This is a genomic window from Vibrio sp. AIC-3, from assembly GCF_013114515.1.
Taxonomy (GTDB): Bacteria; Pseudomonadota; Gammaproteobacteria; order Enterobacterales; family Vibrionaceae; genus Vibrio; species Vibrio crassostreae_C.
In genome coordinates this window covers 23,415-34,731 of record NZ_VTXG01000041.1, presented here as the reverse complement: position 1 = coordinate 34,731, position 11,317 = coordinate 23,415, and the positions used below count along the sequence as shown (strand labels likewise).

Sequence of the window (11,317 nt, the reverse complement as noted above, 5' to 3'; positions counted from 1 at the left end):
ACTCTCACACCTCTCGGCGCCAGAACCTAAATCTGGTGCGTCTACCAATTCCGCCACGACCGCAGCAAATCTTTATAGTCATACTGAATATTGGTGATTCAATACAAAGTTGTCTTTTCTTTCTCGAAGAAAGAATGGTGGCTACTGCGGGATTTGAACCTGCGACCCCATCATTATGAGTGATGTGCTCTAACCAACTGAGCTAAGTAGCCATCTGAGAGCGAGACAATATAATATAATCTTGCTTTCAATGCCATTATCTTTTTAAAGATAATTACACTTTAAATTGTGGCTGGGCTACCTGGATTCGAACCAGGGAATGCCGGCATCAAAAGCCGGTGCCTTACCGCTTGGCGATAGCCCAACAATGATATCAATTAAGATATCTCAATATGGTGCGGTCGGAGAGACTTGAACTCTCACACCTCTCGGCGCCAGAACCTAAATCTGGTGCGTCTACCAATTCCGCCACGACCGCGTTATTTCCTAAAAACTCTTTGTTACTAAAGACAAACTTTAATATCAAATAGAGTGCTTAGGAAATGGTGGCTACTGCGGGATTTGAACCTGCGACCCCATCATTATGAGTGATGTGCTCTAACCAACTGAGCTAAGTAGCCATTTCCATATTGTTGCTCATTTCGAAACGTTGCCGCTTCGCTGTGAACGGGGCGCATTATGCGGAGTTGAGTGAAACCCGTCAACTTTTTTTTTGAATAAATCGCGAATAAACATCTGTTCGGTTTCTTTTTAGACAAAGAGGCGTATTTGTCGACAAAAAACAGGTCTAAAAGGCGATATATATAGGAAGTTAAGTTTCTGGTGAGGGACAATTTAGAAAGGGGAAAAACAAAAAGGCCAGTGAATTCACTGGCCTTTTTTCTAGATGTTTAATCAGAATTATACATTGAAGCGGAAGTGAACAACGTCACCATCTTTAACGATGTATTCTTTACCTTCAAGGCGCCATTTACCTGCGTCTTTCGCACCGCTCTCACCGTTAAATTCGATGAAGTGATCGAATCCAACAACTTCAGCACGGATGAAACCTTTCTCGAAGTCTGTGTGGATCTTACCCGCTGCTTGTGGCGCAGTTGCACCTACAGGGATTGTCCAAGCACGAACTTCTTTAACACCAGCTGTGAAGTAAGTCTGAAGAGTCAGTAGTTCGTAACCAGAGCGGATCACTCGGTTAAGACCTGGTTCTTCGATACCCATATCCGCAAGGAACTCTTCGCGATCTTCGTCATCAAGCTCAGAAAGCTCTGATTCGATTGCTGCACAAACAGCAACAACAACGTTGTTTTCGTTTTCTGCGTATTCACGAACAGCGTCTAGGTATGGGTTATTTTCAAAACCATCTTCTGCAACGTTTGCGATGTACATTGTTGGCTTAAGCGTTAGGAAGTTTAGGTAGCCGATTGCTGCCGCTTCTTCTTTGCCAAGTTCAACAGTACGTGCCATACCACCTTCAGTTAGAACTGGAAGTAGCTTTTCTAGTACAGTGATTTCGAATTTAGCGTCTTTGTCGCCGCCTTTCGCTTTCTTCGCGTTACGTTGAATTGCACGCTCACAGCTGTCTAAGTCAGCCAGTGCAAGTTCTAGGTTGATCACTTCGATATCTTCAATTGGAGATACTTTGCCAGCAACGTGAACAATGTTTTCATTTTCAAAGCAGCGTACAACGTGACCGATAGCGTCAGTTTCACGGATGTTAGCTAGGAATTTGTTACCAAGACCTTCACCTTTAGATGCGCCAGCAACTAGGCCCGCGATATCTACGAATTCCATTGTCGTTGGAAGGATCTTCTGTGGATTAACAATTTTTGCTAATGCATCTAAGCGTAGATCTGGAACCGGAACGATACCTGTGTTTGGTTCGATCGTACAAAATGGAAAGTTTGCTGCTTCGATGCCTGCTTTAGTCAGTGCGTTAAACAGAGTTGACTTACCAACGTTTGGTAGACCAACGATGCCACATTTAAAACCCATGATATAAACCTTATTCTGCTTTGAACGTATGTAAGCGATTTTGTGCTTTTGGTAGGCCATCTTTTAATAAGATGTCTAGGCTGCGAACCGATTCGTCAACGACGGCCTCGATACACTCTTGCTCTTTTTGAGGAGCTTTGCCTAATACATAACCTGCAACTTTATCTTTGTGTCCTGGATGGCCGATGCCTAATCTAAGACGATAGAATTCTTTATTGTTACCCTGCTTGCTGATGATGTCTTTCAGACCATTATGTCCGCCATGACCACCACCTTTTTTAAACTTTCCAATACCAGGAGGCAGATCTAACTCATCGTGAGCGACCATGATCTCTTCTGGTTTAATTTGGTAGAACTTTGCTAAGGCTGCAACTGCTTTGCCTGACAAGTTCATAAAAGTCGTTGGGATCAGCAAACGAAGATCTTCACCGTGAACCATGATACGACCCGTTAGGCCAAAGAACTTTGGTTCGTTCTTTAGTGTCACGTTATGTACACGCGCTAATTCTTCAACTACCCAAGCGCCCGCGTTGTGGCGAGTTTTGGCGTATTCTGGACCTGGATTAGCCAGTCCAACGAGAAGTTTTATTTGTTGGCTCAAGGTATGGATCTCTCTTGGGATTTCAAAAAGCGCCGTATGATATCACAGTTTATGAAAAAGGTGCGAGCTAGCTGATAGCTGCGCGATTATTCCTGTTTGTGATAACTAGCAGTGCAATATTACTCAGACATAAAAAAAGCACTTCATTGACTGAAGTGCTTAATATCTTTCTCTCGCGTGTTTCTAAAACCAAGCTTTTGTAAAAAAAGCTATTGGGCTTTGATTAGTTGAACATCGCTGAGATTGATTCTTCGTTGCTGATACGACGAATCGCTTCAGCAAGCATGCGAGAAAGGCTCAGTGTTGTCACTTTACCCGTCGCAGCCATCTCTGGAGATAGAGAGATAGAATCCGTTACGATAACTTGGTCTAGAACAGAGTTCTTGATGTTGTTCGCAGCAGTACCAGAGAAAACAGCGTGAGTTGCGTAAGCGAATACACGCTTAGCACCGCGCTCTTTTAGCGCTTCAGCTGCTTTACATAGTGTGCCACCCGTATCGATCATGTCATCAACGATCACACAGTCACGGCCTTCAACATCACCGATTAGGTTCATTACTTCAGAAACGTTAGCACGTGGACGACGCTTATCAACGATAGCGATGTCAACATCACCTAGCGCTTTAGCAGTAGCACGAGCACGTACAACACCACCAAGGTCTGGAGAAACCACAACTGGGTTTTCTAAGCCACGGTTCGCCATGTCTTCTAGAAGAACTGGAGTGCCGAAGATGTTATCAACAGGTACATCGAAGAAGCCTTGGATTTGCTCTGCGTGTAGGTCGATAGTAAGAACGCGGTCAACGCCAACGTTAGAAAGGAAATCTGCAACAACTTTTGCAGTAATTGGCACACGAGCAGAACGTACACGACGATCTTGACGGGCATAACCGAAGTAAGGGATTACAGCAGTAATACGGCCAGCTGAAGCACGGCGCATTGCGTCAATCATTACCACCAATTCCATTAGGTTGTCATTGGTTGGTGCACAAGTTGATTGAATCAGGAATACATCGCTACCACGAACGTTTTCATTGATTTGAACAGCGACTTCGCCATCAGAAAAACGGTCTACAGTAGCATCGCCAAGAGAGATGTATAGACGATCAGCAATACGTTGGGCTAGTTCAGGTGTTGCGTTACCAGCAAATAGCTTCATATCAGGCACGGTGGAAACCTCGGGTTGCGTCCAGTTTTAAATAGATTGTGGGTGGGCTGAGTGGTATTCAGCCAAAGTTTCTTTTAAAGGAGAAATGTTTCGTCCTTTCGCTACAAAAGCGGAAACTGTGTCAGGCAGTTGTTCCAACACCCATTCGGCTTCTTTTTTGCTGCTAAATTCAGCAAAAACGCACGAACCAGTGCCAGTCAATCTCGACGGCGCGTATTGTAGCAGCCATGAAAGTTGCTTATCAACCTCTGGGTACAGCATTCGCACAATTTTTTCGCAATCGTTTACGTATTCTTGCTCTAGAAGCGTTGATAGCGCTCGCTTCGGCGTATTTCGAGTTAATTCTGAATGTGTGAATATGTCTACAGTTGCTATGCTCACTTGAGGCTTAACAACAAGATACCATTTTTCATCCGGATTAGCGGGCTGAAGCTGTTCTCCAACCCCTTCCGCAAAGGCTGCATGGCCTCGAACGAATACAGGAACGTCAGCGCCAAGTTTCAATCCGATCTCTGCGAGCTGATCATCAGACAGGTTGAGTTGCCATAGATAGTTAAGTGCGACCAACACGGTTGCGGCATTTGAAGAGCCTCCACCAATGCCACCTCCCATCGGAAGTACTTTCTTAAGCTCAATATCGGCACCGAAAGAAGTCGATGTATATTGTTGAAGAGCGGTCGCGGCTTTCCAAATCAGGTTGTCTTCTGTTGCAACGCCTGGTATTTCCGGTGTGATTGTGATTGAGTTCGTTTCTTCATTAACGGCAACCGTTAGTTCATCGCCAAAATCAACAAACTGAAACAAAGTTTGAAGCTCGTGATAGCCGTTGTCACGTCGACCAGTGATATAGAGAAATAAATTCAGTTTAGCCGGAGAAGGCCAATGGGTTGGCGTTGTTATCATCTTTTCAGTGTCCACTTCGAAACTACAATGTTGATTTTGTTATTGTCTTGCTTGAATGACAATCGAGTAGGGAGTGGGATTATCTCTACCTTAGTGTTGTCTTCACCCGATAGTTGCTTATTCGGCATCTCTGTATTGCGATAGTTAGCAAAACTCAGTGTCCATAATTGGTTGCTGACTTGTTTGGTGAGAGATTCAAGCGTGTTGGTCGTGTTCAATTGGTAGCTATCGGCTTGGTCTGGAATGCCAAGGAACCATTGAGGCAGGTGATCAATAGGTATCTGCAAACCTGTCAGTTGCTCAACCAATACAGAGGCACTTGCGTGAGTAAATACTTGGTCGTCATAGGTCACCACTTTGGCCCCCGACGGATCTATAGTCAGGTTCAATGCGGTTTGACCGAGGAATGTCGTGAGCCTTAATTGACTGTGATTTGGTGAATGCTTCCAAATGAAGTTTAGGCTTTGGCGCTGCTCTGGAGAAATGTAGGCGAGCTTGCCCGAGGCTTGGTAGTTTTCTATCTGTAGAAGTCGGTTTTGGTGACTTTGCCACTCAACACTGGTCGGTTGTTCAGGTATAGACGAGCAACCCACCATAATTATGGTCATAAAAATAAGAGACGTGATTCTACGAAGTTTGCTCATATTTGCTCACAACTTGTTCAAATTTATCTAAAAAACGCTTCAACTATAGCATTGAATTCACGAACTCAGGAAAACAAATCCCGCTTGCTCTTTAAATAGAGCCATGCATCAAGTAAAATTCGCCCCTTGTTTCCATTCCCTGATCGAGAACTTCTGATACATGTCTTTGCTTGCCGTAGGTATCAATCACAATACAGCGTCGGTTGAATTGCGAGAAAAAGTCGCTTTTGGTCCAGATAAATTATCTGAGGCACTCAAGCAACTTAACGCAAATGCACACGTGAATGGAAGTGTCATACTTTCTACCTGTAATCGAACTGAAGTGTATTGCGACGTTAAAGGCGTGGCTAAAAACAAACTCATCGATTGGTTGTCGGTTTTCCATCAAGTTAGCCCAGAAGAGCTAAAGCCAAGCCTTTATATCCATGAAGAGCAGGCGGCGATTAAACACTTAATGCGCGTTGCTTGTGGTTTGGACTCTTTAGTCTTGGGTGAACCGCAGATCTTAGGTCAGGTGAAGCAAGCGTATACGGACTCGCGAGAGAACAAATCCGTTGATGCTTCAATGGAAAAACTATTCCAGAAATCATTTTCTGTTGCGAAGCGTGTTCGAACTGAAACTGAAATCGGCGGAAGCGCGGTTTCTGTAGCTTACGCAGCCTGTACCTTAGCCAAGCATATTTTTGAATCCATCGCAGATTCAACCGTGTTACTGGTTGGTGCGGGTGAAACCATTGAGCTGGTGGCTAAGCACCTTTCGGCGAATGGCTGTACAAAAATGATTGTGGCGAACCGAACTCGAGAACGTGCTCTAGGGCTAGCAGAAGAATTTGGTGCTGAAGTGATCAGCTTGAATGAGATCCCTGATCATCTTCATCGAGCGGACATCGTAATTAGCTCAACCGCAAGTCCATTGCCTATTATCGGTAAGGGTATGGTTGAGACTGCTCTAAAAACAAGAAAGCATCAGCCGATGTTATTGGTTGATATTGCCGTTCCACGTGATGTGGAATCGCAGGTTGGTGATCTAAATGATGCCTACCTTTATTCGGTTGATGATTTGCAGTCGATTGTTGATGGCAATATCGAACAACGTAAAGTTGAAGCGATTCAAGCTGAAGCGATCGTCAGTGAAGAAAGTGCCGCGTTCATGAGTTGGATGCGCTCTTTACAAGCGGTAGACAGTATTCGAGATTACCGTAAATCGGCTAACGAAATCCGCGAAGAATTATTAAGTAAAAGTTTACAATCGCTTGCCGCTGGCGGTGACCCTGAAAAAGTTTTACTCGAGCTCAGCAATAAGCTCACAAACAAATTGATCCATGCTCCAACGCGCGCACTTCAAAGTGCAGCTGAGCAAGGAGAACCTGCAAAATTAATGGTCATTAGACAGAGTTTGGGCTTAGAAAACCCTCAATAATATTAGACCTCCAACAAGATAAGACATTATGAAAGCCTCGATTCTAGTAAAGCTTGAAACACTTGTTGAACGCTATGAAGAAGTTCAACATCTACTTGGTGATCCAGATGTAATCGGGAATCAAGACAAATTCCGTGCACTTTCGAAAGAATACTCTCAACTTGAAGAAGTGACAGCTTGCTTCCAGTCATACCAGCAAGCGAAAGAAGATCTAGAAGCTGCTGAAGAGATGGCAAACGAAGACGACGCAGAAATGCGTGAAATGGCTCAAGATGAAATCAAAGATGCGAAAGCAGCAATTGAGCGTCTGACTGATGAGCTACAGATTCTTCTTATTCCAAAAGATCCAAACGATGAGCGTAACTGTTTCCTAGAAATCCGCGCAGGTGCGGGTGGTGATGAAGCAGGTATCTTCGCGGGCAACCTGTTCCGTATGTACTCTAAGTTTGCTGAGAAGAAAGGTTGGCGTGTTGAAATCATGAGCAGCAATGCTTCTGAGCAAGGCGGCTACAAAGAGATGATCGCTAAGGTTAGTGGCGACGCTGTTTACGGCACCATGAAGTTTGAGTCAGGCGGTCACCGTGTACAACGTGTACCTGAAACCGAATCTCAAGGCCGTGTTCACACGTCAGCATGTACGGTTGCGGTTATGCCTGAGATCCCAGAAGCGGATCTTCCAGAAATCAAAGCGGGCGACCTTAAAATTGATACTTTCCGTGCATCAGGCGCGGGTGGTCAGCACGTTAACACCACGGATTCAGCAATCCGTATTACTCACTTACCAACGGGTACAGTAGTAGAGTGTCAGGACGAGCGTTCTCAGCATAAAAACAAAGCGAAAGCGATGGCTGTTCTTGCTGCTCGTATTGTTCAAGCAGAAGAAGAGCGCCGCGCGGCAGCGGTTTCTGATACACGTCGTAACCTACTAGGTTCGGGTGACCGTAGTGACCGTATTCGTACGTACAACTACCCACAAGGCCGTGTTTCGGATCACCGTATCAACCTTACAATTTACCGTCTTAACGAAGTACTTGAAGGTGACATGCAAAGCTTGCTTGATCCTGTACTTCAAGAGCACCAAGCCGATCAGCTTGCTGCACTTGCAGAGAACAACTAACCAGTATGCAGTCAGCATATACGGTTGAAAGTGCTTTAAAAGCAGCAATCGTAAAGCTTCAAGAGGGTGATAACACATCACCCTCTATTGATGCCGCGGTACTGCTTTGTCACGCCTTAGATAAACCAAGATCTTACCTACTGACTTGGCCTGAGAAGCATCTCACCTCAGAGCAAGAGTCTGAATTCAATGCTCTTCTAAAACGTCGCTTAACCGGTGAGCCTGTGGCTTACATTATCGGTGAGCGTGAGTTTTGGTCACTGCCGTTAAAAGTTTCCCCTTCTACATTAATCCCACGCCCAGATACCGAGCGTTTGGTTGAGGTGGCTTTGGATAAAACGTACGGCAAGCAAGGCGCGATTCTCGACTTAGGTACAGGTACAGGTGCTATCGCGTTAGCATTGGCGTCTGAGATGCCGAATCGACAGGTAACGGGTATTGATCTTCGCCCTGAAGCGCAGCAGCTTGCTACAGAGAATGCACAACGTCTCAATATCACCAATGCTACCTTTTTGCACGGCAGTTGGTTTGAGCCTTTGAGCTCTGAAGAAACTGTGAAGTTCTCTCTGATTGTTTCTAACCCGCCATACATTGAGAAGAATGATCCTCATTTGTCTCAAGGCGATGTGCGTTTTGAGCCGATCACAGCACTGGTTGCTGAAGAGAAAGGGCTTGCAGATATTCGATACATTTCTGAAAACGCACGTGGCTTTTTGGAAAATGAAGGTTGGTTAGCATTTGAACACGGCTATGACCAAGGTTTGGCAGTTCGTGAGATTATGCAGGCGCTCGGTTATCTCGATGTTGTCACAGAGAAAGATTACGGTGGTAATGACCGAGTGACATTGGGTCGTTACTGTTCATAGTTAGTGATTGTTAATCGTCTTGTGAGCAATGGATGATGAACTTGCTAAATTGATACCTTTAACTCGACAATACATTTAACCCGATAATGCATTTAACGCAGAAATACAGAGATTTTATGCAGAACTACAGAGCATTAACGGGTATTGTGAGGCTCGTGTTAACGAAAGCACATATAAAAATATAAAGGAATACCATGTACGAAGGTCTAAAACATTTTCACCTATTAACGATTGCGATAAGCGCGCTACTTCTTTCGATTCGTTTCGCTCTTATGATGGCTAACTCACCTAAGCTTAAGCATCCTTTCTTGCAGCGTTTCCCTCATATCAATGACTCGTTGCTATTGCTATCGGGTATTGGTTTGATTTTCATCACTGGCTTTATTCCATTCACACCAGCAGCACCATGGTTAACCGAAAAACTAACTTGTGTTATGGCTTACATCGCATTAGGTTTCTTTGCGCTTAAGCTAGGTAAAAACAAGCTACTGAGAGTATTCTCTTTCTTTGGTGCGCTTGGTTGGTTAGCGATGGCAGGCAAAATCGCAATGACCAAGACACCAACATTTTTCGGTTAATTATCTTCCTTATTTCGGTTAACTATCTATGTACGAATTTTTTGATGAAGACTTTGACCAGCTAGAGTTAGCTGAAGGTGCATTGATCTTAAATAAAGCGATTAACCCAGAAACTCAAGACAGTTGGGCAGAGCAAGAGCTGGCGAGATTGTTAAAAGACGCCGAGTTTGCTTTGGTTAATGAAACCGATGAACAGCAGAAGTTTGAATCTTTTATTCGACTATTCTTTTATGAATGGGGTTTTGCTGGCGATAAAGATGCGTATTTCTCTTCGGAAAACGCGTTCATCGATAAAGTGCTTGAGAGAAAGAAAGGTATTCCAGTCAGTCTGGGGGCGATTTTTCTTTTTCTAGGTCGCAAGCTAGGCTTTCCTGTAGAGGGCGTCTCTTTCCCGACTCAATTCTTACTTAAAGTAAGTTGGTACGGGCAAGCTACAGCTTATATTAACCCTTATAACGGTGAGTATGTTGGCGAACAAACGCTGCGAGCATGGTTAATTGGACATGACGGCCCATTAGCTAAGGTGAAACCTGAGCACTTAGAAGTCGCCGACCACCCAACAATTATTGGTAAGTGGTTAGCCCTGCTCAAGAGTGCACTGCTGCGAGAAGAGCGTTATACACTTGCATTGAAGTGTACTGACCTTGCTTTGACGTTTGTACCTGATGACCCATATGAAATCCGTGACCGCGGTTTTATCTATCAGCAGCTAGACTGTCACCAAGTAGCCGCAACCGATTATCAATACTTTATCGACCAATGCCCAGATGACCCGGCATCTGAGTTACTGAAATCTCAAGTGAACGTCATGAACGAAAAGACAGTGGTTGTTCACTAATTAATAATTATTTAGAGAGAATATGATGGAACAGAAAACAGTTCATATTGGCGATATGCCAATTGCTAACGACAAGCCATTTACGCTATTTGCAGGCATGAACGTTCTTGAATCTCGCGATCTTGCTATGCAGATCTGTGAGCACTATGTAAAAGTAACCGAGAAGCTGGGCATCCCTTACGTATTTAAGGCGTCTTTTGATAAAGCGAACCGCAGCTCAGTTCATTCATACCGTGGTCCAGGAATGGAAGAAGGTCTCAAAATCTTCCAAGAGCTGAAAGATACTTTCGGCGTGAAGATCATTACTGATATCCACACAGAAGCTCAAGCTCAGCCTGTTGCGGATGTGGTTGATGTAATCCAACTACCTGCATTCCTAGCTCGTCAAACTGATCTTGTTGAAGCAATGGCTAAGACTGGCGCAGTAATCAACGTGAAGAAGCCTCAGTTCATGAGCCCGAATCAAGTTGGCAACATCGTTGATAAGTTCGCTGAGTGCGGTAATGACAACATCATCCTTTGTGAGCGTGGCGCTTGCATGGGTTACGATAACCTTGTTGTGGATATGCTTGGCTTTGGCGTAATGAAGAAGTCTTCAAACGGTAGCCCAATCATCTTCGACGTGACGCACTCTCTACAAATGCGTGACCCATCAGGTGCTGCATCTGGCGGTCGTCGTGAGCAAACGGTTGAACTTGCTAAAGCGGGTCTTGCTACGGGTATTGCGGGTCTGTTCATTGAAGCTCACCCAAACCCAGACCAAGCTCGTTGTGATGGCCCATCTGCGCTACCTCTAGACAAACTAGAGCCGTTCTTGAAGCAGATGAAAGCACTTGATGACCTTATCAAAGGCTTTGAGCATATTGATATTAAATAATTGAGATGGATGTGAAGTAACGGAAACGTTATTTAACAAAGTTGATCTAAGAAAGCCCAGTTCTCTGAATTGGGCTTTTTTTTATCTCGTAAAATCAGCCGAACATAAACCGTTCATTTAAAGAGTTGTTAACGTGGCGGGTTATTACCTAAGAAACTCTTATATGAGTGTGAGGTCAGTCCTGTTTGCAGTAAATTACTGATATTCATCACACTTTGTAAGTAAACGATTGCTTGTGATGCAGGGGAAGTTTGAGTGTAATCTCATAATTTTGTTACACTTAACTGTTGACCTATGCGTGACCAATTCGACA

Annotated in this window: 11 protein-coding genes and 4 tRNA genes; 6 read left to right on the top strand and 9 right to left on the bottom strand. The window is 44.4% G+C overall.

Features of this window, described 5'->3' with window-relative positions:
• Positions 1–135 precede the first annotated feature (135 nt).
• The 9 genes from F0229_RS20245 to lolB all read right to left on the bottom strand — a co-directional run bounded on the left by F0229_RS20245 (position 136) and on the right by lolB (position 5,308).
• Positions 136–212 (bottom strand) — tRNA-Met (locus F0229_RS20245).
• A gap of 77 nt (positions 213–289) precedes the next feature.
• Positions 290–364: transfer RNA gene (locus tag F0229_RS20240), tRNA-Gln, on the bottom strand.
• Positions 365–393: 29 nt separating this feature from the next.
• A tRNA-Leu gene (locus F0229_RS20235) sits at positions 394–478 on the bottom strand.
• 65 nt (positions 479–543) lie between these two features.
• Positions 544–620, bottom strand: a tRNA-Met gene (locus tag F0229_RS20230).
• Positions 621–900: 280 nt separating this feature from the next.
• Complete coding sequence (gene ychF, locus F0229_RS20225) at positions 901–1,992, bottom strand: redox-regulated ATPase YchF (RefSeq protein ID WP_010439159.1); 1,092 nt, start codon at positions 1,990–1,992, stop codon at positions 901–903.
• Between the two features lie 10 nt (positions 1,993–2,002).
• Positions 2,003–2,593, bottom strand: a complete 591-nt coding sequence (pth, locus tag F0229_RS20220) for an aminoacyl-tRNA hydrolase (RefSeq protein WP_004739815.1) — start codon at positions 2,591–2,593, stop codon at positions 2,003–2,005.
• Positions 2,594–2,816: 223 nt separating this feature from the next.
• Entirely contained in the window at positions 2,817–3,761 is a 945-nt protein-coding gene (locus F0229_RS20215) for a ribose-phosphate pyrophosphokinase (protein ID WP_004739814.1), read from the bottom strand.
• A 27-nt stretch (positions 3,762–3,788) separates the two neighbouring features.
• Positions 3,789–4,664 carry a 4-(cytidine 5'-diphospho)-2-C-methyl-D-erythritol kinase gene (ispE, locus tag F0229_RS20210; protein ID WP_171733550.1) on the bottom strand — a complete coding sequence of 292 codons (876 nt, stop codon included), beginning with the start codon at positions 4,662–4,664 and terminating at the stop codon, positions 3,789–3,791.
• Positions 4,661–5,308 (bottom strand): lipoprotein insertase outer membrane protein LolB, encoded by a 648-nt coding sequence (gene lolB / locus F0229_RS20205; RefSeq protein ID WP_171733549.1) that lies wholly within the window; start codon positions 5,306–5,308, stop codon positions 4,661–4,663. The genes ispE and lolB overlap by 4 nt, the downstream gene beginning before the upstream one ends.
• Positions 5,309–5,468: 160 nt before the next feature.
• On the opposite strand from lolB, the gene hemA reads away from it, so the two are divergent.
• The 6 genes from hemA (at position 5,469) to kdsA (ending at position 11,004) form a co-directional block, all read left to right on the top strand.
• Positions 5,469–6,728 (top strand): glutamyl-tRNA reductase, encoded by a 1,260-nt coding sequence (gene hemA, locus F0229_RS20200; protein ID WP_017062312.1) that lies wholly within the window; start codon positions 5,469–5,471, stop codon positions 6,726–6,728.
• Positions 6,729–6,756: 28 nt separating this feature from the next.
• The gene (prfA, locus tag F0229_RS20195; RefSeq protein WP_017062313.1) at positions 6,757–7,845 is read left to right on the top strand and encodes a peptide chain release factor 1; all 1,089 of its coding nucleotides are present in this window, start codon (positions 6,757–6,759) and stop codon (positions 7,843–7,845) included.
• Between the two features lie 5 nt (positions 7,846–7,850).
• Positions 7,851–8,711, top strand: a complete 861-nt coding sequence (gene prmC, locus F0229_RS20190; RefSeq protein WP_065675631.1) for a peptide chain release factor N(5)-glutamine methyltransferase — start codon at positions 7,851–7,853, stop codon at positions 8,709–8,711.
• A gap of 194 nt (positions 8,712–8,905) precedes the next feature.
• Entirely contained in the window at positions 8,906–9,289 is a 384-nt protein-coding gene (locus tag F0229_RS20185; RefSeq protein WP_009848726.1) for a SirB2 family protein, read from the top strand.
• 28 nt (positions 9,290–9,317) lie between these two features.
• Positions 9,318–10,127 (top strand): SirB1 family protein, encoded by an 810-nt coding sequence (locus tag F0229_RS20180; RefSeq protein ID WP_171733548.1) that lies wholly within the window; start codon positions 9,318–9,320, stop codon positions 10,125–10,127.
• Positions 10,128–10,149: 22 nt separating this feature from the next.
• Positions 10,150–11,004 carry a 3-deoxy-8-phosphooctulonate synthase gene (kdsA, locus tag F0229_RS20175; protein ID WP_017069619.1) on the top strand — a complete coding sequence of 285 codons (855 nt, stop codon included), beginning with the start codon at positions 10,150–10,152 and terminating at the stop codon, positions 11,002–11,004.
• The last annotated feature ends 313 nt before the right edge of the window (positions 11,005–11,317 follow it).